Below are 25,423 nucleotides of genomic sequence, written 5' to 3'. Positions count from 1 at the left end.
GAAAATAACGAAAGATTCTGTCTTATTTTGTCGCTTTTTGTATACCATGCAATAAATTGCACGGTACGCAATTTATTGCATGCTATTTTTTGCATGGTCATACTTTTCTAGCTTGTAATATAAATTTCGAACGGAAATTCCTAACGCTTTTGCAGTTTGTGTTTTATTCCCATCAAATCTCTCCAAATATTCATAAATAATATTCCCTTCAAACTCTGTCACTAAATGTTCAAGTGGCTTTTCTTCTAATTCAGGTAATAAATGAGATTGCTTTGACTCCACCTGCTCTTCGTTATGTAATGGCGGTAAATGGTGTACATCAATATAGGTCTCGTTATAATTCATAAAGATAATAGCTCTCCCCAAAATATTTTCAAGTTCCCTCACATTTCCTGGCCATTCGTATGATTGTAAATATAAAACGGCTGAATCAGTGAGCCCTTCTACATTACGACCGTAATCTTGATTAATTTTTTGAATCAATCTGTCCGCAATTGTCGGTATATCTCCTTTACGTTGACGAAGAGATGGAATTTGAATTGGAATTTTATTTAATCGATAATATAAATCCTCCCTAAACTTCCCTTCTAGAATAGCCTTTTCTAAATTCACATGTGTCGCTGCAATTACTCGAACATTAATAGGTATCGCTTTCGTTCCACCAACTTTTACAATTTCTTTTTCCTGCAATACACGAAGGAGTTTCGCTTGTGTATTTGCAGACAACTCCCCTATTTCATCTAAAAAAATACTACCGTTATTCGCTTCCTCAAAGAACCCACGTTTCCCGCCTCTTTTCGCTCCAGAAAACGCCCCTTCCTCATAACCAAATAATTCACTTTCTAACAACGTCTCCGAAATGGCCGCACAGTTTACACGGACGAACTTATTGTATTTTCGATTACTTCCATTATGGATTGCATGTGCAAACAATTCTTTACCAGTCCCAGATTCCCCGCGTAACAGTACTGTTGCTGGTGTATTCGCTCCTAGCTTCGCCTGTTCGATAGCTGCCGTTGTTTCATCTGAATTTCCGACAATATCATCAAATGAATATTTTGCTTCTAATGTACGAATAATTTGCCTTGCTCTATTCAATTCATTTGTTAATTTTTGAATTTCCGACACGTCACGGATAACACCGACGCTTCCTTTCAATATTCCATCCACAATAACTGGTGCTACGTTTACAATTACATCTCGCTTTTTTTGCCCAATCTTCATATGTATTCCGCGCACCGCACGACGCGTTCGAAGTACTTTCATATGCATACTTTCGCCTTCTACAATATCAGTTGTAGCAGGCTTCCCAATAATATCTTCTTCTGTTAAACCCGTTAATTTCGTATATGCTGGGTTAATGACTAAACCTCTTCCTTTTTCATCCACAACCGAAATCGCTTCTTCAGATGAGTTAATAATTGCCTCTAATAGTGTTTGAATTTCTTTTAAGTCTGTAACTTCTTCCGCAAGATCTACAACTTCTGTTATATCTTTAAAAATTGCAAATGCCCCTTGTACCTCTCCTCCTTCTTTTAATATTGGAATACGCGTTGTAATAATTTTCTTTCCATTCTCTAATGTCAGTTCATAATTTACTTCTATTTGTTTCGTACGTATAATGCGAAGTAATTTACTAGTTGGAATGACTTCTAAAATATACTTTCCTATCGCCTCTTCTTTTTTATATCCGATAATACGCTCTGCACTTTTATTAAAAAGACGAACTTGTCCCTCTCGATCAATTACAATCATGCCGTCATGTGTAGAATTTAAAATTAATTCTCCTTGTTGCGTCTGTTCCTCTAACCGCCCAATTAGCCCTTCCTTCTCATGCGCTAATCCTGTAACAATTTTTGCAATATCACCTGGTATAAGAAGAGTGTCTTTTTTCTTTTTTTCTGATAAAACTTTATGTACATCATCTTCACCTGTCATATCAAATATTACATCGATATGCATAGAAAGAAATGGAGTTACACTTTCTCCAATTGCAATCCCGTATTCCTTAGCAATTTGTAGTCCTTTTGCCAACGGATTTATATCAATAATCCCTATAATTTGAAATATATTCGAACTTTGTAACAGATTCAGCAGCGCGCTCCCGCCTTCACCTGCACCAACAATTAATACTTTTTGTTTCATATATTACACTTCCTCTCGAAGTAACTCTGCAAATTTTTTCACACCCTTATCTTACTCGTTCAGCACCCTCTTGACAAACCCCCTTTCCGTATAACATCATTAAAATATACGAAATAATCTGAAAAGGAGCGTTATGTATGCAGCGTTACGTTGCTCTACTATTAGCACTCATCCCTATTTCATTAGCTGTGTTTGGTATAAAGTTAATGAGAGATACTGTATTCGGGATTCTATTTCCACCAATTTCCATACTGTGGTTACAATTTTTAATCGGCGCTCTCTGCTTCGCGCTCGGGTTTTATATCTTTGGTGGCTTCGTCTTGCACCGAGATCGCAAACGAAATAAAGTACAAGCTCGCTTTAGAAGATAGGAATGCCCCACTATTTATAAATAAAAAAATGAGACCGTTACACGCGGTCTCATTTTTTTATTGGCAATAACGTTCTTGCCGTTTCAGGGTAATCAGTAATAATCGCCGATATATTCATATCAAAATATTTACGCATAAGCGTTTCTTCATTAATTGTATAAGGGCGAACTTCTACACCACTTTCCATCGTTAGTTCGGCAATAGCATCTTGAAGATAACGATAATTCGGATGTACTGCTGTAGCCCCCATTTTTTTCGCGTATGCCCACGGACTATGCAAACCTTCGCGATATAAAATTGCTGTTTGAATATCAGGAGCCATCATATGGCACCGTTTCATACTGTAGTGATTAAACGAAGAAAATATAACACGATCCTCTAGACTAAATTTCCGTACAAGCGTTATAACTTCTTCCTCTAAACCTCTGTATGGAATTTTATTATTTTTAAGTTCAATATTAAGTAGCAAACTCGTTTGTTCAAGCCATTCTAATACCTCTTCTAAAAGTGGTATTTTACAAAAACCTACTTTATCACCAAATTTATAACTTGCATCTAACTTGCATAAGTCCTCATATACATAATTCCGAACCGCACCTTTTCCATTTGTTGTCCGGTCCACCGTTTCATCGTGAATGACGACAACTTTTCCATCTTTCGTTAATTGAACATCAAGTTCAATTCCATCCGCTCTAAAAGACTCAGCTGCTTCAAATGAAATCATTGTATTTTCTGGGTACGTTCCAGCCGCACCACGATGTGCAAATATAAGAGTCATCCTCACTCCCCCAATCTTATGCTATACTATACGAAAAAGGAGGTACTTCTATGAGACCATTACAAATCTCTCCAGATACTGCAGTCCGCTTATCAAAAGCACTAGGTGTTCCACTTGAACAACTCATGCATATGCCGCAGCACATTTTAATTCAAAAACTAGTTGAATTAGAAAAACAAAATAAAGACGAAGAATAATACAGTCCTGTTTTTTGCAGGACTTTTTATTATTTTCTATTATATCACGGATGCCGTTCCTTCATCATTTAATAATGAATCACATCTTTTCTTTTTTGTTACACGTTATAAAGAAAGCAGACCATTTATTTATAAGTCCCCATTGCGTCCTAAAAACACGATCATAAAAAACTAGAAGCCCTTTATATTGTTTTTTATTGAACGTGCGGAGCATCCCCTGATTCGTATAGTTCTTTCGCTTTTTCCTCCCCGAATGTAGTTAAAATATAATGTTGCTCTTCTAACGCATTCATTGCTCTAGTTGCTTTACAAACGCTATCTTCTTGAGCATCTGAGAAATAATTGTGATCTTCTACAATTTTACTAAAATCTTTTTTCGCCCATCTATCAGCAATTGCTAAAAGTTCATTTTTCTTCGCAAAGCTACTCTTATTTATAATTTCTTTTAATTTTTTAGTATTACTTTGAATCATTGGGATAGAGCCCGATTTTCGTTCTGCCACCACTTTTTGATGAGTCATGCGATGCATCGCTGTAATGACTTCGCTTTCAGTAGAATTTTCAGTAACATACACATCAACAAAGACCCCATCTACCTCTCTACCTACTATTGTTTGGTCTTCTTTTTTATCTATTTGAGCACTCACTTCTTTATCTACGGGATTATCTGCAAGTTCTAACATTCCAAATGTAACTGCAATAGCAAGAACTCCCATAGCTGCTACTATTCCTAGCCAAGTTGAAATTTTATTTTCCATTCCCCTTCTCCCTATCTATATCTATTTTATTGCCTTATAAAAAACTCACTTACATGTAATATTACTAAAAATAGGTTTTATTTTCCATACTATCAAATAATCTCTTTTTCTCAACAAAATAAAAAGACCAACGAATTATAACATTCATTGGTCTTTAAATAAAAAGTTCATTGGTTTTAAATTTGATATCGAGTATCAATTTCAAGAATTATTAAGCTTTACTAAAGCTTAAATCCCTTACTACTTTTACTCTCAACTAGCTTTATGTTCAAGTCTCAGCTTATCCGCAACCATTGCGATAAACTCAGAATTCGTAGGTTTTGCTTTTGACATGGATACTGTATAACCGAATAAGGACGAAATAGAATCAATATTCCCACGGCTCCAAGCTACTTCAATTGCGTGACGAATTGCGCGCTCCACACGGCTTGCTGTTGTATTATATTTCTTTGCGATATCTGGATACAATACTTTCGTAATCGATCCTAATAATTCGATATCATTGTATACCATGGAGATTGCTTCTCGTAAATACATATATCCTTTAATATGAGCGGGTACACCAATTTCATGAATGATACTCGTAATACTCGCATCTAAGTTTTTCGGTTTTCCATCTACTGTTGTGGCTGATCGGAATGATGGTAGTGGACGCTTAATCATAGTGTTTGCTTTACCACTCACTTGACGAATATGACTCGTTAAATTCTCCATATCAAATGGTTTTAATATGAAATATGAGGCACCTAAGTCAACTGCTTTTTTCGTCACATCTTCTTGGCCAAATGCTGTCAACATAATTACGCTAGGCTGTTTTAACCTTTCAATATGTCGCATTTTCTCCAATACAGCTAAACCATCTAAGTGTGGCATAATAATGTCTAAAACGAGTACATCAGGTTGCTTATCTGTTAATAAGTTTAAACACTCTTGACCATTATAAGCAGTACCGATTACTTCCATATCATCTTGAGCGGCTACATAGCTCTCTAACATTGATACTAGTTCTTTATTATCATCCACAAGACATACTTTAATTTTCTCCACAGCTTTTCCTCCCTTACCGAATCGATTCTCCGACATGTGTATCCTTCTAGGCTACATGAATTGTTCGACAATTGTGTGAAAATTCCCTTTTAAAGTTTCTTACTTTCCGATAAAATCACAAAAAAATATGTTTATCGTTCATTTATTCCCTTTCGCAACACATTCCATCATAGAAATACAACGAAACGTTCAACCCTTTCCTTTTATTTTACAACAAAAAACACCTCTTGCGGAGCTTTTACAAAATTTCAACGAATTTTTCAACAGAAAAAGCGAGCTAATAATATATATTAGCTCGCTTTTTTCTCTTGATCATAAATATTAATTCCAGCTTGATGTAACATCCATTCAATATGAACACCATATCCTGATGTTGGATCATTTACAAATACATGTGTAACAGCACCAATTACTTTTCCATTTTGTACAATTGGACTTCCGCTCATTCCTTGTACGATACCGCCCGTTTTCGCTAATAGACGTTTATCTGTTACTTTTATTACCATACCCTTTGTGGCTGGGAATTTTTGTTGCACTGTACTAACAACTTCAATATCAAACGCTTCTACTTTATCTTGATCAATAACTGTTAATATTTTTGCCGGTCCTTCTTTTACTTGATGAGATAATGCGATAGGCATTGCTTTATCCATTATACCGTTTTTCATATTCGTATTTAATTTTCCAAAAATACCATATGGACTATTAATTGTAATATTGCCAATCACTTCACGGTCTGGTGAGAATCTTGCTAATTTCTCCCCTGGATTCCCATGACTACCTCTTTCAATTGATGTAACTGTCGAGCGCATAATTTGTCCATCTTCGACTTGAATCGGCTTTTTCGTATCATTATCAGAAATAACATGACCAAGTGCCCCATATTTCATAGAATCTGGATGAACAAATGTCATCGTTCCAATTCCAGCTGCCGAATCACGGATATACAAGCCAATTCGATAAGACGATTCACCGTTGTCTTTTTGTGGAGTTAGCTTCGTACGAATATATTTTCCATCTCTTAACAATACAAGATTAAGCGGTTCACCTGTTTCTCCACTATTATGAATAAACGGTGCTACATCACTCATTCTTTCAATTGTTTTACCATTAATTTCAGTAATCATATCTCCAATTTGTACACCTGCTGTTTCACCAGGAGATATTTTACCTTTTTCAGTTTGAATTAAATGATGGCCTACAACAAGTACACCTTTTGTATTTAATTTCACACCAATTGATTGTCCACCTGGAATCACTTTAAAATCTTTTAACACTTTCACATTTACTTTTTTCACTGGAAAACCAGCAAGCTGAAATACCATATCAGCTTCACCATTTTGATGAGAATTTACCATAAGTCCTTGTTTTTGTTCATTCGAACTCACTGTAAATACATGACGATTTGTGGATGAAGCTTTGAAAACTGGTAATGATGATATTTCTGATTGTTGCCCTTCAAAAACAACAAGTTGTTTCGGTGATGAAATAAACGTTCGAAGCGGTTTAAAACATCCAATAAAAACTAAAGAAACAAGGAGACAAAGACCTATTATTTTTCGAAATTTTTCTAATTTCAACTTGTTCACTCTCCTCGCTCCTACCCCACATTCAGCCTCTTGGCTTCACTTTTTAATCTCTCCTTGCAGTGCTTTATTTATAACCGGAAGAATTAAGAAATCGTCATTTGAGAAAAAAAGCTATCCATTACTGGATAGCCTCTGCTGTCTGTTTAAAATGATGCGCTTGCGTAAGTAATTCTTTCGCATGCTCTGTCGTTAAATCTGTGATTTCCACACCAGAAATCATTCGAGCTATTTCTGTTACTTTATCCTCCATAGTTAAAACAGTAACTGATGTAATTGTCCGATCATTCGCTACTTGTTTTCGAATAAATAAATGTGAATCTGCCATTGAAGCTACTTGAGGTAAGTGCGTAATACAAAGTACTTGCGAGTTTACTGATACTCGATAAATTTTTTCCGCAATAGCCTGTGCGACCCGGCCACTTACACCCGTATCCACTTCATCAAAAATAACAGATGCAACCCCTTGATGCTTAGAAAAAATGCTTTTTAAAGCTAAAATGATACGAGATAACTCTCCGCCAGAAGCAACCTTTGAAAGTGGTTTTAGCGGCTCTCCTGGGTTCGTTGAAATATAAAATTCCACATGATCGTAACCATCCGCCGTAAGTCTTACCGGCGCACCTTCCACAAGGGGCTCTTCTGCATTTCCTTCTCTCTTCATAATTCTCACTTCAAATTTCGTTTTTTCCATATATAATTCTTTTAATTCCTGATGAATTGCATTTGTAAGGTGTTCTGCAAGCTCATGACGCATATTACTTAACAACGTTGCTTCTTTCATAATAACACTTTCTAATTCCTTCAACTGTTTCTTCGTCGTTTCAATATGAACGTCTTTATTTTCAATCGTAAAAATTTCCTGTTCAATTTTATCAGCATACGCTAAAATCTCTTCTACATTATTTCCATATTTTCTCTTTAGCATACGAATTTCATTCAAACGTGTTTCAATTTCATCTAAACGATTTGGATCATATTCCATCATATCGAGCTTTTCCCTCAGTTGATAGGCAACCTCTTCTAATAAGTAATAGCTATTTGCAATTGAATCATGATTCTCTTGATACACTTCATCTAAATGTGTAATACTTTCCATTTGCCCCATTGCACTTCTTACATTATCTAATCCTTGTCCGTCGGCACTTAAAGAACGATATGCATCACCTAACGCTTTATAAATCTTTTCAAAATTAGAAATTTGCAATCGTTCCTCAGTTAATTCATTTTCTTCATCCATCTTTAAATCCGCCTTGCGAATTTCCTCGTGCTGAAATTGAATTAAATCTAAGCGATGTGCCATTTGTTGCTCATTTTCACTTAACGATTTCAATTGTTTTTTTAATTTTTCATAGTCAGCGTATACGTTTTGATATATGTCTAATTGTTTAACGATTCGATCCCCATCAAAGTGATCAAGCATAAACAGATGTCGTTCTTCATTCATTAAATCTTGCGTTTCGTGCTGTCCATGAATATCAACAAGTGTTTTCCCAATTTCTTTTAATATGCTAAGTGTAACAAGCTTCCCATTTACACGACATACACTCTTCCCGTTCGCAGCAATATCACGCTTTAAAATAATCATACCATCTTCTATTTCTATATCTAACTCTTCTGCCTTTTCAATACATGGATGCTTCTCATCTTCAACATAAAATAGCCCTTCAATCTCAGCCTTTTCTGTTCCATATCGAACAAATTCTGCTGACCCACGGCCACCTACAAGTAAACTAATTGCATCAATAATAATCGATTTTCCGGCCCCTGTTTCACCGCTTAAAACCGTTAAACCTTTTTGAAAAGAAATATTTAATGCTTCAATAATAGCAAAGTTTCTAATCGATAATTCCGATAACAATGCCCCATTCACCTCGTTATAAAATAATCCCTTACTAAAGGATTTTCTCAGTTCTTCATTCAAATAATCATGCTATATATTTGTATGTATATACTCTTCTAACCCGCTTCATTGTACCAAACATTTGTTTTACGGGTCAATCCATCTATTTTTTAACTTTATGCAAACAAAATATTATATTACAATTGAAAATTCATATTTTTAACCAATAAAAATATCTTGTTCACTTTCCACTTTACGATGGAAAGCAAACAAGATTTTTTGTTACAACATATTTAAGAAACGATCAGAGACAACACCTGTATCGTCAGGTGTACGGCAAATAATTAAGCAAGTATCATCACCACAGATGGTTCCGATGATCTCATCCCACTCTAAATGATCAATAAGTGCTCCAAGTGAATGAGCGTTACCAGGCAATGTTTTTAGCACAAGCATATGTCCTGCCGTGTCTAATTTTACAAATGAATCCACTAGATTTCGTTTTAATTTTTGTAACGGGTTAAATCGTTGATCTGCTGGCAAGCTATATTTATAGCGCCCATCATGTAATGGCACCTTCACTAAGTGCAGTTCTTTAATATCGCGCGATACTGTTGCTTGCGTTACATTAAATCCCTCATTACGTAAAATATCAACTAATTCATCTTGTGTTTCAATTTCTTTGTTTGCAATAATTTCCCTGATTTTAATATGGCGCTGACCTTTATTCATACATTTGCACCTCACACTATCTCTTACCATAGTTTAAACATTGGTATACTTCACTTATTTATGTTAACTTATAATTCGTTTCTTGTACACAATTGTTTTTACAATCATTATACAATTACAGCAAAAAGAGGAACAACATATGTTATTCCCCTTTCCCTTTTTGTTTTAGAACGTCATGCGCTTCTGTAACAACTTGCTCTATAGAAATCGGAGAATGATTTTCGCCATTCTCACGTTCACCATGCCATTTCAGATGAATTAAAAATTCAATATTACCATCCCCACCCGTAATTGGTGAGAATGTTAAACCTTCCACATCATAGCCTTCTTTTAAAGCAAACTCGACAATCATTTCTACAACAGCTTCATGTACTTTTCTATCACGAACGATACCTTTTTTCCCAACTTGCTCTCTTCCAGCTTCAAACTGCGGTTTAATTAACGCTGCTACATCTCCGTTAGGCATAAGCATTGTTTTTAAAACTGGCAGTATAAGCTTTAATGATATAAATGAAACATCAATACTTGCAAATTGAGGTAAACCACGTTCTAAGTCTGCTGGTGTCACGTAACGGAAGTTTGTTCGTTCCATTACAACAACACGCTCATCTTGACGTAATTTCCACGCTAGTTGATTGTATCCTACATCTAATGCATAAGATAATTTCGCTCCATTTTGAAGCGCGCAATCTGTAAAGCCACCAGTTGATGAACCAATATCTATCATAACTTTATCTTGTAAATCAAGATGAAATGTCTCTAATGCCTTTTCAAGTTTATAACCACCACGACTTACATACGGCATAACTTGTCCCTTCACCGTAATCTCAGTATCTTGCGAGATTTTCTCTCCTGGCTTATCAAGTCTCATCTCATTTGCATATACGAGTCCGGCCATAATGGCGCGCTTTGCTTTCTCACGCGTTTCTATAAGTCCTCGCTCTACTAATAGTACATCTACTCTTTCTTTTTTTACGCTCATTTGTTACGCCCTTTTTTGTTTTGATGGAATCATTGTATGAATACGGTCTACAACAGCATCTGTCGTTAAACCAATTTCTTCTAATAATTTTGTTACACTTCCGTGCTCTATGAAGCGGTCTGGAATACCCATTCGTTCAACTAATGCACTATGGTAACCATTTTCAGATGCAAATTCAACTACTCCTGTTCCAAAACCACCGATTAAACAAGCTTCTTCAATCGTTAAAATCGGTATATTCTTTCCTAGAAGATCATGTAAATATGCTTCATCCATTGGTTTAATAAAGCGAGCATTCACTACTTTCACTGAAACCCCAGCTTTTTCAAGACGCTCAGCTGCTTCCATTGCCATTGGTATTGTCGTACCAAACGTTAAAATAGCTGCTTGTGTCCCCTCTTTTAACGTCTCCCACGTACCGATTGGAATCGCCTTTAATTCTTTATCCATATGAACGCCAAGTCCATTACCGCGAGCATAACGCAATGCGATTGGTCCATCTTCATATTGCATCGCCGTATAAACTAAATGTTGCCCTTCATTTTCATCTTTCGGCATCATAAGCACCATATTCGGCAAGTGACGTAAGAATGAGATATCAAATACGCCTTGATGCGTTTCACCATCTGCTCCTACTAATCCCGAGCGATCTATTCCGATGAAAACATTTAAATTTTGGCGGCATATATCATGAACAACTTGGTCATATGCTCTTTGTAAAAATGTTGAATAAATCGCTAAGAATGGCTTCATTCCTTGCGTTGCCATACCTGCTGCCATTGTTGTAGCATGCTGTTCTGCAATACCTACATCAATCATACGATCTGGGAATTCTTTTTGGAATTTCTCAAGTTTTGATCCAACAGGCATTGCAGGTGTAATTGCTACGATACGCTCATCCGCTCTCGCTAGCTTAAGTACTGTTTCACTAACGACAGCACTCCATGCTGGTGCAACTTCTTTCGGCTTAACGAAGTCACCTGATTCAATTTTATAAGGTCCTGTTCCATGCCAAGTTCCAATAACGTCACTCTCAGCCGGTTTATAACCTTTTCCTTTTTTCGTAATAACGTGAACAAGCACTGGGCCTTTTGTTTTCTTTGCATATTGCAACGTTTCGAATAACTTTTCATAATCATGCCCATCGACTGGACCTAAATATGTAAAGCCTAACTCTTCGAAAAAGACACCAGATACTAGTAAATATTTAAGACTATCTTTTATTTTCTCTGCTGTCGCAGCCACTTTCCCGCCAACTGCTGGGATTTTCTTTAATATATACTCTAATTCATCTTTTACCCAGTGATATTTTCCTGCGGTACGTAAACGACCGAGCACATTATGAAGCGCACCAACGTTTGGTGCAATTGACATTTCATTATCATTCAAAATAACAATCATGTCTGTTTTTTCATGTCCAATATGGTTCAATGCCTCTAAAGCCATTCCGCCTGTTAAAGCACCATCTCCAATAATTGGTATAACATATTCTTTCGTTTTCTTTAAATCACGTGCCAGAGCCATTCCCATTGCAGCCGATAACGAAGTCGAGCTATGACCAGTTTCCCATACATCGTGCTCACTCTCGCAACGTTTCGGGAAACCACATAGACCTTGATATTGCCTTAATGTACCAAACTCTTTCGCACGTCCAGTTAAAATTTTATGTACATAGGATTGATGTCCTACATCCCATAAAAATTTATCTTGCGGGCTATCAAATAATTTGTGCAGAGCAATTGTGAGTTCTACTACACCTAAATTAGGTGCAATATGTCCACCTGTTTGAGAGAGCTCTTCAATTAAAAACTTACGAATATCCTCACTCAATCCCTCTAGTTCACTGATAGACATATCTTTCAAAAAACTAGGGTTTTGAATTTGCGTTAGATCCACATGGATCACTCACTTTCATTTCATAATCTGTCAACATGTCAAATATTATAAAAAACATTTACACAAAACAAGAAATTCTCTTTTCTATTTTTCGTCTTGTCCCGCTATTAACCAGTCTATTGCGCCCTAATCCTATTATAAACCATATTTCTTTAGGCGATGAAAAAAATAGCCGCTAACACGAAGTGATAACGGCAATGTAATCTACATATATTTTTGCCAATAACAAGAAAAGAAAAACCTTTTCCTACATTTATATCATAAAATGATGAATGACTCAACAAATGAAAACGCTGTTATATTAGTTATTACGTTTTGCAATCAAATCACAAATAGATAGTAAATATTCATCTTGTAATTGCAAGGAACTAATCGCACCTTTTGCTTCTGCAATTGTTTCTTCTAAAATATCCTTTGCTCTATCTACAGTAAACAACGTTGTATATGTGCTCTTTTCATTAGAAAGATCGCTACCAATCGGTTTTCCAATCTCTTCTTCAGTTCCTTCGACATCTAAAATATCATCTCGAATTTGGAAAGCTAGACCGATATATTTGGCAAACGTAAGCAACTTTTCTTCTTGCTCTTCTGTCGCATCAGAAAGTATCGCACCCGCAAGTACAGCAAATTCAAGCAGTTTTCCGGTCTTATGTTTATGGATGTACTCCAATTCATCAATCGTAAGGCGTTTCCCTTCAGCTTCCATATCTGCCACTTGTCCGCCAACCATTCCTTCTGGTCCTGCTGCTTTTGCAAGTTCAAGTACAAGTCTTACTTTTTTTTCGGCAGAAATTTCTTTTTGCTCATATGCCATAATAACTTGAAAAGCATACGTCAATAAGCCATCTCCTGCTAAAACTGCCATCGCTTCACCAAATACTTTGTGATTTGTGGGCTTTCCTCTTCTTAAATCATCATCATCCATACAAGGTAAATCATCATGAACTAATGAATATGTATGAATCATTTCAAGAGCACAAGCTGCACCTACTCCAAGATTTCTTTCTTTCCCAAACGCTTGTAATGTTGCAAACAAAAGTAACGGGCGGAGACGTTTTCCACCCGCTTCCAAAGAATATGCCATCGCTTCACGAAGTACATTTGGACATTGTAATTCATTTGCATAGCTTACAAGTTTTTCTTCTACGAAAGTTTTACTTTCTTTCAAAAAAGTATCAAAAGCAATCGTCACTATGCTTCATCTCCTAAAGCAGTAAACGGTTCAAGCTCTCCATCTTCCCCAAGAATAACTGCCATTTGTTCTTGTACATTCTTCAGCTTCTCATCACAAAGCTTAGATAATTCCATACCTTCTTTAAAATAAGAAATCGCTTCTTCTAAAGGTACGTCACCTTGTTCTAGCTTAGAAACAAGATGCTCAAGTTGCGAAATTGCCTCTTCAAAGCTTAATTTATTTTCCATTATTCAATTCACGCTCCTCTATGCCTGATACGCTACAATCTAGTATTCCATCTTGTAATTGAACTGAAACAGCATCTCCAAGGCTTACATCTTTCACACTTTTTAACACTTGCTTCTCTTCATCATATACAAGCCCGTACCCTCTCATCATTACTTTAAGCGGACTTAACGCTTCAAGTTTTTGAGCAGCTCTTACAAAGGCAAATTCTTTCGTTTGAAGTAACGTTTGCATTTCACGTTGTAATTGCTTTTGCAACGTTTCAACAGCTACCTTCGTTTGCATAATTTTTTGAGATGGGTGGTGCTTCTCTAAATAAAATGAAAGTTGCTTTAACTGATTCACCTTTTTATCAATATAGCGCTCTTTCGCTAAAACAAGCTGTTCTAGCGCTCTATCTAATTGCTCTTCCTTTTGCTCATATACTTGTCTTGGATAACGGAACGCATACGATTTTTGCAACACTTGTAGTTTTTCTTCTTTTTTATGTACTAACTCTCTCATTGCTCTTTGCAATCTCAGAGTTCTTTGTAATACCTTTTCTTGTAACTCTATAATGTTAGGTGCTGCCAGCTCAGCTGCTGCAGTCGGTGTTGGCGCGCGTAAATCTGCAACAAAATCTGCGATTGTAAAATCCGTTTCATGGCCTACTGCCGAAATAATAGGAATTTCACTCTTAAAGATTGCTCTTGCAACCATTTCCTCATTGAAAGCCCATAATTCCTCAATAGAACCTCCACCACGACCAACGATTAGTACATCTATCTCTCCCATTTCATTCGCTGTACGAATCGCTTGTACAATCGAGGGAGCCGCTGACTCCCCTTGTACAAGTACCGGAAATACAATAACATTCCCAATTGGATAACGACGTTTAATCGTTGTTATAATATCACGAATCGCTGCTCCTGTTGGCGACGTAATCACACCTATTGTTTTAGCGTAAGGAGGAATCGCTTTTTTATAAACTTGAGAAAAAAGTCCTTCTTCTTCTAAACGAACTTTTAACTGTTCGTACGCTAAATGTAAATTCCCGACTCCGTCAGGCTGCATGTCTTGAATATAAATTTGATAAGAACCACTCGCCTCGTAAACAGAGATTTTCCCTTTCACGAGTACCTTCATCCCATTTTCAGGTTTGAATTTAATATTACGATTATGGCCCGCAAACATAACCGCTGCGATTCTTGCATTTTCATCTTTCAATGTAAAATACATGTGGCCACGGCTATGATTTTTAAAGTTGGAAATTTCACCTTTTAACCAAACAGACTGCAAATGCGGATCATATTCTATTTTTGTTTTTATATAGCGTGTTAACGCTGTAACGGTTAAATATTGCTTCTCCATTTCTCTCTCCTCATAGCCGACTCAAATTATTTACAAACGACACCTGCACGTTTGGCAGATTCAACAGTATTATGAAGAAGCATTGTGATTGTCATTGGACCAACACCCTTTGGCACAGGTGTAATGTAACCCGCAACATCTAACACGTTGTCAAAGTCAACATCACCACAAAGTTTTCCTGTTTCTAAACGGTTAACACCAACATCAATTACAACCGCTCCTTCTTTAATATAATCCGCTGTTATCATTTTAGGTCGTCCAACAGCTACGATTAAAATATCAGCTAACTTCGATAACTCTTTCATATTTTGCGTCTTAGAATGACAATATGTTACAGTGGCATTTTCATTTAAAAACAATTGTCCCACTGGTTTACCGACAATATTACTTCTTCCAATTACTACTACATGTTTTCCAGAAATATCAAGATTTGTTTCTTTTACTAATTCTACAATACCATGCGGTGTACATGGAAGGAATGTATCTTGTCCCGTCATCATACGTCCCACGCTGATTGGGTGAAATCCGTCTACATCCTTTTCTGGTGAAATTCTTTCAATGATAGCTTTTTCTTCAATATGTTTTGGTAAAGGTAATTGCACTAATATGCCATTAATACGGTCATCTCCATTTAAGCGATCGATTTCAGCAAGCAAACGTTCCTCAGTAATCGTTTCAGGAAGTTCAATTAGCTCTGAGTAAATCCCTACTTGTTCACAGCCTTTTTCTTTTCCTTTCACATAAGAACGAGATGCTGGATCTTCTCCAACTAAAATAACTGCTAATCCTGGTACAATACCTTGCTCTTTCAACTTCACAACTTCTTCTGTTAATTGTGCTCGTTTTTTCTCCGCAACTTCATTTCCTTTGATGATTACTGCTACCATTTTAAGATTCCCCCTTAAAGAATTTACAGTGTATCTTTTATATTAGATAAAACGCCGTTAATAAAACGACGAGATTCCTCATCCCCAAATGTTTTTGCAATTTCAATTGCTTCGTTAATTGTTACGTTGTGTGGAATTTCTTCCATGTACTTCATTTCATACACAGCTACACGTAAAATACTGCGATCAACAATACTAATACGCTCAAGCTTCCACTTTTTTAAGTTTTGACGAATCGCTTCATCGATTGCTTCTTTATTTTCTACAAAACCTACTACAAGTGACTCTAGAAACTCATTTGTTTCTTCGCCTTCATCCAGCGTGTTTTCCACTGCTACTTTCGGTTCTAATTCACCTGTAATATCCATTTGGTATAATGCTTGCATTGCTCTTTCTCTAGCCGTCCTACGTTTCATTGTAACTCTCCTTTATGCTTCAAGTCTTTCCTTATACTTTGTTATATTATTATAATTTATAAGCCGTCAATTCACTTACTCTTACAGTTTTCATTGATTTTCCAACCTTATAATACAATGATAATAACACAATTTATCGTTTCACACACGGGTTACAAGGCTGAAAAATAATAAAAAGATTAACTTCAAGTTCCATATCTTATCACAATGTACGTTTTTTGGAAAAACGACACATTTCCTTGTTTATTTCTTATTTTTTGAAATAGTATAATAATTAGAGGGTTGTAATTTGTGAAGAAATGAAACGATAAAAAAGATGCCTATGTTACTAGGCACCTTTTCATTCTTACACTGGTTCGATTTCTGTTTTTTGTGTTTCGAATGTTACGCCAACGATGTGAACATTCACTTCTTTTGGCTCAAGTCCTGTCATTGTAAAGAGTGCTTGGCGAATATTGTCTTGAATCTTTTGTGCAACAACTGGAATTGCTACACCAAAATACATTACAACATAAAGGTCAACGATAATATCTTCGTTTGCTAATTCAACCTTTACACCTTTACCATGATTTTTCTTACCTAACTTCTCAACAACATCTGTAGCAAAATTACCGCGCATTGCCGCTACACCTTCTACTTCAGCAGCTGCAATACCTGCAATTACTTCAATTACTTCTGGTGCAATTTCTACTTTACCAAGAGTTGTATCTTGACCCATATCTAACATATGTTCAGCCATGAAAAAAACCTCCTTTAATGTATCACTGCGTCACAAGTTCATGCTCTTCCAAAAATTTCGTATTAAACTCACCTTTTACAAAATCAGGATGATCTAGCAATTGCAAATGGAACGGGATTGTTGTATGTACGCCTTCAATGACAAATTCACTAAGTGCGCGCTTCATTTTTGCAATTGCCTCTTCACGTGTTTTTCCGTGAACAATTAATTTAGCAACCATCGAATCATAGAAAGGTGGGATTGAATATCCCGGATATACAGCTGAATCGACGCGAATACCAAATCCTCCTGGTGGTAAGTACATTTCTACTTTACCTGGAGATGGCATAAATTTTTTGGCAGGGTTTTCCGCATTAATTCGACATTCAATTGCCCAACCATTAAATTGTACTTCTTCTTGCTGTAACGATAACTTTTCTCCTGAAGCAACAAGAATTTGCTCTTTAATTAAGTCCATTCCCGTTACCATTTCAGTAACCGGATGCTCAACCTGAATTCTCGTATTCATCTCCATGAAATAAAAGGTTTTCGTTTTATATTCATAAATAAACTCAACCGTACCAGCACCTGTATAATCAACCGCTACCGCCGCTTTAACTGCCGCTTCACCCATCTGCTTGCGAATATCTTCATCAAGTGCAGGTGATGGACTTTCTTCTAGTAGTTTTTGCAAACGGCGCTGAATTGTACAATCACGCTCTCCTAAATGAATGGCATTTCCGTGTGTATCTGCCATTATTTGAATCTCAACATGGCGGAAATCTTCAACGTACTTTTCTAAGTATACACCAGGGTTCCCAAAAGCGGTACTAGCTTCTTGCTGTGTAATTTGAATTCCTTTTATAAGCTCTTCTTCATGGCGTGCAACACGAATACCTTTTCCGCCGCCACCTGCAGTCGCTTTAATAATAACTGGATATCCAATTTGATTAGCAAGCTCGATCGCTTCTTCGGTATTTTTAATAATCCCTTGTGAACCTGGTACAATCGGAACCCCTGCTTCTTTCATTGTATCACGAGCAACGTCTTTTGTGCCCATCTTTGAAATAGCTTCTGGACTTGGACCGATAAAAATCAAGTTACATTCACGGCATAATTCTGCGAAATCTGCATTCTCTGCTAAAAATCCGTATCCCGGATGAATAGCATCGCAGCCTGTTAACTTCGCAACGCTAATAATGTTCGTCAAATTTAAATAGCTTTCTTTCGAAATCGTTGGTCCTACACAATACGCCTCGTCTGCAATCTGTACGTGAAGTGACTCTTTATCTGCTTCTGAATAAATTGCAACTGTTTCAATATCCATTTCTTTACAAGCACGAATAATTCGTACAGCAATTTCCCCACGATTGGCTATTAATACTTTTTTTATCATCACAAAGACTCCCTTATTACGCTTTTACAAGAAATAGCGGTTGCCCATACTCAACAAGCTGTCCGTTATTAACAAGAATTTCAACAATTTCGCCCTCTACATCAGCATCAATTTCGTTAAATAACTTCATAGCCTCGACAATACACACGATAGAATCTTTCGATACTCTATCCCCAACACTTACATATGGAGGTGTATCAGGCGAAGAAGAAGAATAGAATGTACCTACCATCGGTGATGTGATTTTATGTAGGTTTTCATTTTGAACAGCCTTCTTCTCTTCTTGTTTTGGCGCTTCTGCTTGTGCTGCCGCTACTTTCGTTTCAACTTCAACAGGCGCTACTGGTTGCATAGCTTGTTTTGCTGCAGGTGCTTGCACAGCAACAACTTCATTACCACGCTTTTTCATTTTGATTGTTGTACCGTCTTTTTTGTATTCAAATTCATCAATATTAGAGCTATCAATTAATTTAATTAATTCGCGAACTTCTTGAATTTTAAACATGTAAAATCCACTCCCATACTCTTGTTTGTCCCGTTTTTACAGATTCTCGTCACGAAAACTAGATTGACTGTAAAAATACGATGTATTCTATTAGAAAATATATTTCATTAACTAATAGAAATATTTACTATTTCCATCTTACGATAAATTTTTTAAACATTCCAATTTATATTTCTTTATAATAAATCGAAACTCCTGTAAAAATATTATTCCAATAAAAATTTAATACCTAGTAATAATACCAAGTTTCACACGAAATTGGCAAGACCACTTCTTAAAAAACATTCACTACTTTTTCAAAACGTTACACAGCAAACATGCCATTCCCTCTTCACTCTTCACCACACCTATAGTCAATAACATATTTTTACCAAATATTTTTTTTTGTTTACACACCGTTCATCATTCCTTCATATAAGAATAGTATGTTCAAAGTGTAGAAAATATATTGTGTCGAGGTGTGGAAATATGATATGGCTCATTCTCTTTTTACCTGCTGTAATCGTTTGGGCATGCGTTCTTTGCATCCACGTCAAATCCGGAAAAAGTAATCATCAGTACCATGAACCATTAATCTTTTACTCACAACGTGTTTCTCCATTCCGAGCTGAACATAGTAAAAATAATTACAAAGACGCAATAGAAAAAAGCTATCGAAAATGATAGCTTTTTTCTATTCACACGTACTTACATACTCTTTTTACTATTTGCATACCCTTTGCTTAGTAAAAGATAATAATCCGTAGGGAAATCCCTACGGATTAAAGTTTCACTTATTTCGCTGGTGGATCAAATTTCACACCTACATCTTTTGATCCGCCTTCACTTCTTACAAGTTGAATAATTTTATTTGCTTCTTTCTGTGAATGTTTTGCCGCTTTAACCGTTACTCTAATATCAGTACCATCAGCTCTTACAAGAGCATCTGGATATCCTCCTTGAGATTTAATTACTGTCTCAAGTAATTCTTGCTTCGTTTCCATTGTCGTAATGGCATCAAAATTTTCTTTCGCTTTATTCTTTTCTGTTGCTGAAGCTTTTGTTGAACTCATCACTTCTTGTAATTTTGCTTTTTGTTCACTACGCTGATCTTCCATTTGCATACGTAAAGCTGTGAAATTCTCATCACTTGATTGAACTGATACATTGCCCTCTTTTTTACTTGTTTCTTTTTTTGCATTTTCTTTTTTGTCTGTTTCTTTATTTGTTGTTTCTTTGCTTGTATTTTCTTTTTTCGGAGTTTCTTTAGGCGCTTCGTTTGTTACTGCTTTATCAGTACCTTGTTTTTCTTGTCCAATCTTTTCACCTGTTGCTGGCGATGCTGTATTCATTTTGTCAGGAGTTGTCACGTAATACACAGATAGTACAACAACTAAACTTAACATCGTTAATAACCAAACTGTTTGTTTTTTTAACACTTTATTTCCTCCCTATCAATTTTTCGGTGAAACTGAAACGCGATGGGCCGGTACATCTAGCAGCCTTATCACAGCTTCTTTTACCATTGCTTTAACTTGTATATTATCCACTCCCTTTGCTACGACAAGAACACCACGTACTTTCGGCTTCTCTGTTCGTAAAACAACAGGAGTTTCTTTATCCCCTTCACGTATAATGACAGTCTTTTCATCAAGAGACTCGTCCTCTACTTCTCTCTTACCGCCTGTTTTATCTGTTTCACCTGTTGTTTGTGAGCGTTTCACTGTATTTTTTTCTAAAATTTTTTCTTCAGATGAATCTAAATTCACTTTAATCGTTACGTCTTTTACTCCTGCTATTTCTTCTAAAGCAGTTTTTAATTCTTGTTCATACGCTTTTTCATATTTTTCTACATTTGACATACTATCATTACTTTTTTGTCCGAAAGTTGGTACGTCTTTTTCTTGGTTTTGAGTTTTTTGTTCTTTAAATACAGGTACTTCTTCTTTTTTACTTGAAAAGAGACTACTAGAAAACATAAGCAAAATTCCAAGTATGAGTAGGACAAGTAAAAACTTAGGTGTTACCTTTTTACCCTTCTCGTTGCTTTCTTTTTGATCCCCATTCAATAAGTTTCGAAAAAATGAGAACTTCGAATTTTTATCTTTATTGTCCATTTACTCTACCTGTCCTCCCTTCCATTTGAACTTGGATTTGTTTACCCTCTAGTTGCCACCTGCTTGAAAAGAAATCTTTCATTTCTACATTCGTTTCTTCCACTTTTTTTGGAGGCTCTTTCGTGTTAATTTCAATTGGCTTTACTGTTTCGATTGCATCATTTTTACTACGTTCTTTTTCTTTCAACGTCACAACAACAGATTGAATATCTTTCGCTGACTTTACTTCTTCTATATTTTCTGCTGCGACTATTTGTATTTCAGAGACAGCCATACCATACTTTTTCTCAAACTCTTTTCCTACTTCTTTTTTCATTTTGGTAGCCATCTCTTCTAAACTATATGCACGTGTTAGAGCTTGTATTTCTTTTTTCTTCGAATCTATTGAATTTTTTACAGATCCTTCTGCTACGTACTTTTCTTCATTAAAATTTGCAATTACTTCATTTACATCTGTCTGCAATAGTTTAAAAAGGGGTGTTAAAATTAATACGACTAACAAAAGACTTACAACAAATTTAACGTATTTTTGCAAATTCGAATTTGGAAGAATAAGATGAAGCATTGTCGCTAAGAGCAAAAAAACGATAATATTTCTGATCCACTCTGTAACAAATTGCATACTCTTCACCTCCTACCGCATCATAAGTGTAATATTCCCCGCAGCAATAATAATTGTAATACTTAAAAAGAACATAAATGATACGATAGCTAAGCAAGCAAATACGTAAATGATGCTTCTTCCAATAATGTCTAAACATTGAATAATTGCTCCGCCGCCAACCGGTTGTAATACTGCTGCTGCGAATTTATAAATAAATGCAATACAGAAAATTTGAATCGCAGGAAAAGCAACAATTAAGCATAAAATGACGAGCCCAATAATTCCGACTGTGTTTTTCAATAATCCTGATGCGCTAATAACAGTATCTGCCGCTTCCGTAAACATCCTTCCAACTACTGGAATGAAGTTTCCTGTTACAAATTTAGCAGTTTTCACAGCTATGCCATCAGCAACGGCTGTCGCTGTTCCTTGTACAGATAATACCCCTAAAAAAATCGTTAAGAAGATACCGATAATCCCAACGCTAACGTTTTGCAGAAGCTTGGACAATTTTGTAACTTTATATTGATCACTCATTGTACTTACAATACTTAATATCGTTGCCAGTAATAAAAGCGGTAGAACGATATAATTCATAAGAAGCCCGCTTGTATTCATTAAGAAAATGATAATCGGATGAAAGAAAGATACAGATACAACCCCGCCACCAGTCGCTATAAGCGCCAATAAAATTGGCAATAGCGCTAATATGAAATCTACCATTGTTTGTATCGTTTCTCTTGCATATGTCATAACGACATAAAAACTATTTAAAGCAAAAATAATAAGTACCATATATACAACAGCATCAGCAATTTTACTTACACTACTTTTTGAAAAAGCGGATTGCAGTGATTGCAACAATGCACTAAAGATTGTGAGCATAATGAGTGTGCCAAGCAGTTTTCCATTAGCTGCAAGCTCATGAAATAAATATTTTAATAACCCTATCATCCACTCTTTTAGAGAGAATTCTTTTTCTCCCTTTACAAACTCCATAAAACTCCCTTTTTGACTCTCTGGCAAATAGCCACCATATTTTGTAACAAGCCCGTCCCAAAATTGCTTCACATCTTCAATTCCGAGCTTATCCAATTGTTGATCAACGACGTTTGTTTCTACAGGAGAAGCTTGTACAACAACCGGTAAAGAAAAGAAAAGGAAGCAAGCAAATAGCAGCTTAGCTCCAAACCTCCTCAACATTCACTCCCCCTTATCCCGTCGGTAAAAATCCGAGAATAGTTTCAATTACAACCGTCAAAATAGGAATTGCCATAACGAGAATTAAGATTTTCCCAGCAAGTTCAATTTTCGAAGCGATGGCACCTTGACCAGCATCTTTTGTAATTTGAGCTCCAAACTCGGCAATATAAGCAATTCCAATAATTTTTAGTAACGTTTCCACGTAGACGTTGCTAACTTTCGCTTCACTCGCTACTCTCTCAATCATTTGTAAAATAGAATGAATTTGATCGATTAAAATAAGAAACATCACGCTACCTACGAACACAATAAATAAAGATGTAATACTAGATTTATGCTGGTTCAAAACAGCAGCTAAAAACGTAGCAACGAGGCCTAATCCGACAATTTGTATAATTTCGATTCGAACCGCCTCCTTTACTGGAAGAGAAAGACACTTTTAATCTTGTCGAATAGCGTATTAATTAAAAATGCAACATGAAATAAAATGACGACAAAACCGACAAGGATAACCCAATTTGCAATATCCTCACGCTTCAATTCTTTTAGTACAGTATGAATGAAAGCTAAAACAATGCCGATTCCGGCGATTTGAAATATTAATCCAACATCAATGGACATCGCCTTTCTCCCCCCTATAGCAGTAAAATTACAATAAGTAGCCCTGCTAGTACCCCTAAGCTCTTAATCATTTTTTCGTATTGCAGTTGTAAAGCTTTCGCTTCCTCTTCTTCTCTCTCCAAATGTGTAATACATAAGCGAATATGTTTTTGTTGTGATTCACGATCATGTTGCCCGAGCGTTTCACCAAATTGCTGCAGTATTTCATACTCGGTTTGTTGAAAAGCCGTCAACTTCCAATTCTCTTTCAAACTATCTATCCAAGCTTCCCTTACTGTTTGTTCTCCACTTTCTAGTTTTTTAGCGAAACTTTGAAATATCCAATTTAATGGCTTTGGCATTTGTTTAACTAATCGCTCGGCAGCCTCAGATAAAGGTGTGTGTCCATACATAATTTCTGCCTCTAATGATTGAAGTGCTGATTTTAATAACCTAAGTTGCCTCGGTCTCTCACTGTATCTTTTAGCGTACGAAAACCCGAAAAAGGTGCTGACCGCAACGATTAACACTGCACCAAATATTTTCACCATACGCCCTCAGCCTTTCTATTTGATAACACTGGTTTTCCATATTTATCTTTCACCTGCATAACCGTTCCTGGACCCCTCGCTTTTGACAACTCCACAAACCTATCAAATATACCAAGCTCTAGCACTGCCTTGAGCGATGGACGTCTCACAACATCCTCATAGGAAAATCCGTGTGCGCTTATAAAAAGCTGGACACCTGCATGCACTGCCTCCATAATTGCTTCACTATCTTCTTTACGGCCAATTTCATCTACGATCAAAATATCAGGACTCATAGAACGAATCATCATCATCATTCCTTCTGCCTTTGGACATGCGTCTAACACATCGACTCGGGTACCAAAATCATATTGCGGGATCCCTTTCACACAACCAGCAATTTCTGACCGTTCATCAACGATCCCCACTTTACAGGAAGGAATTTCCGAAGCACTTACCCCTTGACTCATGCAACGTGCTACATCTCTTAAGAGTGTCGTTTTTCCCGTTTGGGGAGGGCCAATTACCATCGTGTTTAACCACCTTTTTTCATACAAATATGGCAAAAGCGGTTCAGCAATCCCTATTTTTTGACGAGCAATACGAATATTAAAGGAAGAGACATCACGAATCATTTTCACTGCGCTTTTTTCTGTAATGACTTTTCCTGCTAACCCGATTCTATGCCCTCCGCGAAGCGTCACATACCCACGTTTTAATTCCTCTTCCATCGTATAAATTGAGAATTGACTTAACTTATTCAATAAGTAAATAGCATCCTCTGCAGTAGTGATATAGTCATAAAAAAACACCTTTCCGTGTGCAATACACTCTAGCGGCCTTCCAATTCGAACGCGAATTTCCTCTAAAGCATCGTATTGCTTACATTCTTCAATTAAGTACTTCATCGTTTTTGGTAAAACTTCTAATACCTCTTTCATCGGCTTCTCCCCACTATACTCGACTTACTATTTCAGTAATGCGATAAAAATACAGCAAATTCCAAGCGCTAGAAAAAAGAGCTTCAAGAAAGAAATTTCACTTGCTACACTCGCTATCCCAATTGTCATTGTTAAAATTAATACGGTAGGTCCAACAAACGCCAACATACCATTTATAAACAACGCTTTCTTCGCATCATTCACATAAAGCATAAGCAAAGCAGCAAATATCTCCGCACTACCTGAAAATAATCGAAGTGCCCCCATAACAAGCACGGATGTTTCCATTGCCGCTAGCCACTGTTTCATTCTTCCACCTTCTCCCGTAACAGTTACTAACTTCGTATTCTAAAAAAGAATATATTTGTACAACCATATGCAGAGGTTGTCTATTTCAGAAGTAAAAACATAATTTTTCTCTA

Annotated in this window: 29 protein-coding genes; 3 read left to right on the top strand and 26 right to left on the bottom strand. The window is 36.3% G+C overall.

Features of this window, described 5'->3' with window-relative positions:
• Window positions 1–72: 72 nt before the first annotated feature.
• A complete protein-coding gene (locus AB6801_RS09565; protein WP_098291376.1) occupies window positions 73–2,145 on the bottom strand; it encodes a sigma-54 interaction domain-containing protein in 2,073 nt (690 codons plus the stop codon).
• Between the two features lie 137 nt (window positions 2,146–2,282).
• Here AB6801_RS09565 and AB6801_RS09560 point away from each other — a divergent pair, with 137 nt between their 5' ends.
• Window positions 2,283–2,516, top strand: coding sequence for a DUF2627 domain-containing protein (locus AB6801_RS09560; protein ID WP_001190210.1), 234 nt, complete (start codon window positions 2,283–2,285; stop codon window positions 2,514–2,516).
• 49 nt (window positions 2,517–2,565) lie between these two features.
• Here AB6801_RS09560 and AB6801_RS09555 read toward each other — a convergent pair whose 3' ends face one another.
• Window positions 2,566–3,294, bottom strand: a complete 729-nt coding sequence (locus AB6801_RS09555; protein WP_000172580.1) for a glycerophosphodiester phosphodiesterase — start codon at window positions 3,292–3,294, stop codon at window positions 2,566–2,568.
• A gap of 50 nt (window positions 3,295–3,344) precedes the next feature.
• Between AB6801_RS09555 and AB6801_RS09550 the strand changes: the two genes are divergently transcribed.
• Window positions 3,345–3,491: a YycC family protein gene (locus AB6801_RS09550; protein WP_001247671.1), complete on the top strand. Its 147-nt coding sequence runs from the start codon at window positions 3,345–3,347 to the stop codon at window positions 3,489–3,491.
• A gap of 194 nt (window positions 3,492–3,685) precedes the next feature.
• Here the strand turns inward: AB6801_RS09550 and AB6801_RS09545 are convergent, their stop codons facing one another.
• The 15 genes from AB6801_RS09545 to accB form a co-directional block, all read right to left on the bottom strand.
• Window positions 3,686–4,249: a PRK06770 family protein gene (locus tag AB6801_RS09545; protein WP_098340814.1), complete on the bottom strand. Its 564-nt coding sequence runs from the start codon at window positions 4,247–4,249 to the stop codon at window positions 3,686–3,688.
• 252 nt (window positions 4,250–4,501) lie between these two features.
• Window positions 4,502–5,296: a sporulation transcription factor Spo0A gene (gene spo0A, locus AB6801_RS09540; protein WP_021727703.1), complete on the bottom strand. Its 795-nt coding sequence runs from the start codon at window positions 5,294–5,296 to the stop codon at window positions 4,502–4,504.
• Between the two features lie 290 nt (window positions 5,297–5,586).
• Window positions 5,587–6,885, bottom strand: coding sequence for a SpoIVB peptidase (gene spoIVB / locus AB6801_RS09535; RefSeq protein ID WP_002000940.1), 1,299 nt, complete (start codon window positions 6,883–6,885; stop codon window positions 5,587–5,589).
• 118 nt (window positions 6,886–7,003) lie between these two features.
• Complete coding sequence (recN, locus tag AB6801_RS09530; protein ID WP_000947765.1) at window positions 7,004–8,743, bottom strand: DNA repair protein RecN; 1,740 nt, start codon at window positions 8,741–8,743, stop codon at window positions 7,004–7,006.
• A 264-nt stretch (window positions 8,744–9,007) separates the two neighbouring features.
• Window positions 9,008–9,457: an arginine repressor ArgR gene (gene argR, locus AB6801_RS09525; protein WP_001032580.1), complete on the bottom strand. Its 450-nt coding sequence runs from the start codon at window positions 9,455–9,457 to the stop codon at window positions 9,008–9,010.
• Window positions 9,458–9,599: 142 nt separating this feature from the next.
• Window positions 9,600–10,439, bottom strand: a complete 840-nt coding sequence (locus tag AB6801_RS09520) for a TlyA family RNA methyltransferase (protein ID WP_000111874.1) — start codon at window positions 10,437–10,439, stop codon at window positions 9,600–9,602.
• A gap of 3 nt (window positions 10,440–10,442) precedes the next feature.
• Window positions 10,443–12,335, bottom strand: a complete 1,893-nt coding sequence (gene dxs, locus AB6801_RS09515) for a 1-deoxy-D-xylulose-5-phosphate synthase (protein WP_000366454.1) — start codon at window positions 12,333–12,335, stop codon at window positions 10,443–10,445.
• A gap of 301 nt (window positions 12,336–12,636) precedes the next feature.
• Window positions 12,637–13,527 (bottom strand): (2E,6E)-farnesyl diphosphate synthase, encoded by an 891-nt coding sequence (gene ispA, locus AB6801_RS09510; protein WP_000150374.1) that lies wholly within the window; start codon window positions 13,525–13,527, stop codon window positions 12,637–12,639.
• Window positions 13,527–13,757 carry an exodeoxyribonuclease VII small subunit gene (gene xseB / locus AB6801_RS09505; protein WP_000428423.1) on the bottom strand — a complete coding sequence of 77 codons (231 nt, stop codon included), beginning with the start codon at window positions 13,755–13,757 and terminating at the stop codon, window positions 13,527–13,529. The genes ispA and xseB overlap by 1 nt, the downstream gene beginning before the upstream one ends.
• Complete coding sequence (gene xseA, locus AB6801_RS09500) at window positions 13,747–15,105, bottom strand: exodeoxyribonuclease VII large subunit (protein ID WP_000415249.1); 1,359 nt, start codon at window positions 15,103–15,105, stop codon at window positions 13,747–13,749. Before xseA ends, xseB begins: the two co-directional genes overlap by 11 nt.
• A 26-nt stretch (window positions 15,106–15,131) precedes the next feature.
• Window positions 15,132–15,992, bottom strand: a complete 861-nt coding sequence (gene folD / locus AB6801_RS09495; RefSeq protein WP_000226732.1) for a bifunctional methylenetetrahydrofolate dehydrogenase/methenyltetrahydrofolate cyclohydrolase FolD — start codon at window positions 15,990–15,992, stop codon at window positions 15,132–15,134.
• A 23-nt stretch (window positions 15,993–16,015) separates the two neighbouring features.
• The gene (nusB, locus tag AB6801_RS09490; RefSeq protein WP_000830247.1) at window positions 16,016–16,408 is read right to left on the bottom strand and encodes a N utilization substance protein NusB; all 393 of its coding nucleotides are present in this window, start codon (window positions 16,406–16,408) and stop codon (window positions 16,016–16,018) included.
• A 346-nt stretch (window positions 16,409–16,754) separates the two neighbouring features.
• Complete coding sequence (locus tag AB6801_RS09485) at window positions 16,755–17,147, bottom strand: Asp23/Gls24 family envelope stress response protein (protein WP_000807630.1); 393 nt, start codon at window positions 17,145–17,147, stop codon at window positions 16,755–16,757.
• 22 nt (window positions 17,148–17,169) lie between these two features.
• Window positions 17,170–18,522 carry an acetyl-CoA carboxylase biotin carboxylase subunit gene (accC, locus tag AB6801_RS09480; protein WP_000592870.1) on the bottom strand — a complete coding sequence of 451 codons (1,353 nt, stop codon included), beginning with the start codon at window positions 18,520–18,522 and terminating at the stop codon, window positions 17,170–17,172.
• A gap of 16 nt (window positions 18,523–18,538) precedes the next feature.
• On the bottom strand, window positions 18,539–19,027 hold the full coding sequence (accB, locus tag AB6801_RS09475; RefSeq protein WP_000472859.1) for an acetyl-CoA carboxylase biotin carboxyl carrier protein: 489 nt from the start codon (window positions 19,025–19,027) through the stop codon (window positions 18,539–18,541).
• Between the two features lie 468 nt (window positions 19,028–19,495).
• Between accB and AB6801_RS09470 the strand changes: the two genes are divergently transcribed.
• Window positions 19,496–19,690: a hypothetical protein gene (locus AB6801_RS09470; RefSeq protein WP_002101315.1), complete on the top strand. Its 195-nt coding sequence runs from the start codon at window positions 19,496–19,498 to the stop codon at window positions 19,688–19,690.
• Between the two features lie 110 nt (window positions 19,691–19,800).
• On the opposite strand, the gene AB6801_RS09465 is transcribed toward AB6801_RS09470, so the two are convergent.
• From AB6801_RS09465 to AB6801_RS09425, 9 genes are read right to left on the bottom strand one after another with little or no spacing between them, the layout of a single operon-like run.
• Window positions 19,801–20,445, bottom strand: a complete 645-nt coding sequence (locus AB6801_RS09465) for a SpoIIIAH-like family protein (RefSeq protein ID WP_000914710.1) — start codon at window positions 20,443–20,445, stop codon at window positions 19,801–19,803.
• A 15-nt stretch (window positions 20,446–20,460) separates the two neighbouring features.
• The gene (gene spoIIIAG, locus AB6801_RS09460; RefSeq protein WP_000368890.1) at window positions 20,461–21,123 is read right to left on the bottom strand and encodes a stage III sporulation protein AG; all 663 of its coding nucleotides are present in this window, start codon (window positions 21,121–21,123) and stop codon (window positions 20,461–20,463) included.
• Window positions 21,113–21,745 (bottom strand): stage III sporulation protein AF, encoded by a 633-nt coding sequence (spoIIIAF, locus tag AB6801_RS09455; protein WP_001161033.1) that lies wholly within the window; start codon window positions 21,743–21,745, stop codon window positions 21,113–21,115. The genes spoIIIAG and spoIIIAF overlap by 11 nt, the downstream gene beginning before the upstream one ends.
• Window positions 21,746–21,757: 12 nt before the next feature.
• On the bottom strand, window positions 21,758–22,930 hold the full coding sequence (spoIIIAE, locus tag AB6801_RS09450) for a stage III sporulation protein AE (protein WP_000946110.1): 1,173 nt from the start codon (window positions 22,928–22,930) through the stop codon (window positions 21,758–21,760).
• 10 nt (window positions 22,931–22,940) lie between these two features.
• Entirely contained in the window at window positions 22,941–23,324 is a 384-nt protein-coding gene (gene spoIIIAD, locus AB6801_RS09445) for a stage III sporulation protein AD (RefSeq protein ID WP_077393170.1), read from the bottom strand.
• A 23-nt stretch (window positions 23,325–23,347) separates the two neighbouring features.
• Window positions 23,348–23,551: a stage III sporulation protein AC gene (gene spoIIIAC, locus AB6801_RS09440; RefSeq protein WP_000020914.1), complete on the bottom strand. Its 204-nt coding sequence runs from the start codon at window positions 23,549–23,551 to the stop codon at window positions 23,348–23,350.
• 14 nt (window positions 23,552–23,565) lie between these two features.
• Window positions 23,566–24,081, bottom strand: coding sequence for a stage III sporulation protein SpoIIIAB (gene spoIIIAB, locus AB6801_RS09435; RefSeq protein ID WP_000238702.1), 516 nt, complete (start codon window positions 24,079–24,081; stop codon window positions 23,566–23,568).
• Window positions 24,075–25,001: a stage III sporulation protein AA gene (gene spoIIIAA, locus AB6801_RS09430; protein ID WP_000665905.1), complete on the bottom strand. Its 927-nt coding sequence runs from the start codon at window positions 24,999–25,001 to the stop codon at window positions 24,075–24,077. Before spoIIIAA ends, spoIIIAB begins: the two co-directional genes overlap by 7 nt.
• 27 nt (window positions 25,002–25,028) lie before the next feature.
• Window positions 25,029–25,310 carry a YqhV family protein gene (locus AB6801_RS09425; protein ID WP_000816050.1) on the bottom strand — a complete coding sequence of 94 codons (282 nt, stop codon included), beginning with the start codon at window positions 25,308–25,310 and terminating at the stop codon, window positions 25,029–25,031.
• Window positions 25,311–25,423: the final 113 nt, after the last annotated feature.

Source organism: Bacillus sp. RCC_6_1, from assembly GCF_041360755.1.
GTDB classification, from domain to species: domain Bacteria; phylum Bacillota; class Bacilli; order Bacillales; family Bacillaceae_G; genus Bacillus_A; species Bacillus_A cereus.
This window is presented reverse-complemented; position numbering and strand designations above follow the sequence as displayed.

Excerpts from the sequence above, each read along its gene's own strand:
- AB6801_RS09565 (WP_098291376.1), bottom strand. The coding sequence starts at position 2,145 with ATGAAACAAAAAGTATTAATTGTTGGTGCAGGTGAAGGCGGGAGCGCG.
- AB6801_RS09560 (WP_001190210.1), top strand. The coding sequence starts at position 2,283 with ATGCAGCGTTACGTTGCTCTACTATTAGCACTCATCCCTATTTCATTA.
- AB6801_RS09555 (WP_000172580.1), bottom strand. The coding sequence starts at position 3,294 with ATGACTCTTATATTTGCACATCGTGGTGCGGCTGGAACGTACCCAGAA.
- AB6801_RS09550 (WP_001247671.1), top strand. The coding sequence starts at position 3,345 with ATGAGACCATTACAAATCTCTCCAGATACTGCAGTCCGCTTATCAAAA.
- AB6801_RS09545 (WP_098340814.1), bottom strand. The coding sequence starts at position 4,249 with ATGGAAAATAAAATTTCAACTTGGCTAGGAATAGTAGCAGCTATGGGA.
- argR (WP_001032580.1), bottom strand. The coding sequence starts at position 9,457 with ATGAATAAAGGTCAGCGCCATATTAAAATCAGGGAAATTATTGCAAAC.
- AB6801_RS09520 (WP_000111874.1), bottom strand. The coding sequence starts at position 10,439 with ATGAGCGTAAAAAAAGAAAGAGTAGATGTACTATTAGTAGAGCGAGGA.
- xseB (WP_000428423.1), bottom strand. The coding sequence starts at position 13,757 with ATGGAAAATAAATTAAGCTTTGAAGAGGCAATTTCGCAACTTGAGCAT.
- xseA (WP_000415249.1), bottom strand. The coding sequence starts at position 15,105 with ATGGAGAAGCAATATTTAACCGTTACAGCGTTAACACGCTATATAAAA.
- folD (WP_000226732.1), bottom strand. The coding sequence starts at position 15,992 with ATGGTAGCAGTAATCATCAAAGGAAATGAAGTTGCGGAGAAAAAACGA.
- nusB (WP_000830247.1), bottom strand. The coding sequence starts at position 16,408 with ATGAAACGTAGGACGGCTAGAGAAAGAGCAATGCAAGCATTATACCAA.
- AB6801_RS09485 (WP_000807630.1), bottom strand. The coding sequence starts at position 17,147 with ATGGCTGAACATATGTTAGATATGGGTCAAGATACAACTCTTGGTAAA.
- accC (WP_000592870.1), bottom strand. The coding sequence starts at position 18,522 with ATGATAAAAAAAGTATTAATAGCCAATCGTGGGGAAATTGCTGTACGA.
- accB (WP_000472859.1), bottom strand. The coding sequence starts at position 19,027 with ATGTTTAAAATTCAAGAAGTTCGCGAATTAATTAAATTAATTGATAGC.
- AB6801_RS09470 (WP_002101315.1), top strand. The coding sequence starts at position 19,496 with ATGATATGGCTCATTCTCTTTTTACCTGCTGTAATCGTTTGGGCATGC.
- spoIIIAG (WP_000368890.1), bottom strand. The coding sequence starts at position 21,123 with ATGGACAATAAAGATAAAAATTCGAAGTTCTCATTTTTTCGAAACTTA.
- spoIIIAF (WP_001161033.1), bottom strand. The coding sequence starts at position 21,745 with ATGCAATTTGTTACAGAGTGGATCAGAAATATTATCGTTTTTTTGCTC.
- spoIIIAE (WP_000946110.1), bottom strand. The coding sequence starts at position 22,930 with ATGTTGAGGAGGTTTGGAGCTAAGCTGCTATTTGCTTGCTTCCTTTTC.
- spoIIIAC (WP_000020914.1), bottom strand. The coding sequence starts at position 23,551 with ATGTCCATTGATGTTGGATTAATATTTCAAATCGCCGGAATCGGCATT.
- spoIIIAB (WP_000238702.1), bottom strand. The coding sequence starts at position 24,081 with ATGGTGAAAATATTTGGTGCAGTGTTAATCGTTGCGGTCAGCACCTTT.
- spoIIIAA (WP_000665905.1), bottom strand. The coding sequence starts at position 25,001 with ATGAAAGAGGTATTAGAAGTTTTACCAAAAACGATGAAGTACTTAATT.
- AB6801_RS09425 (WP_000816050.1), bottom strand. The coding sequence starts at position 25,310 with ATGAAACAGTGGCTAGCGGCAATGGAAACATCCGTGCTTGTTATGGGG.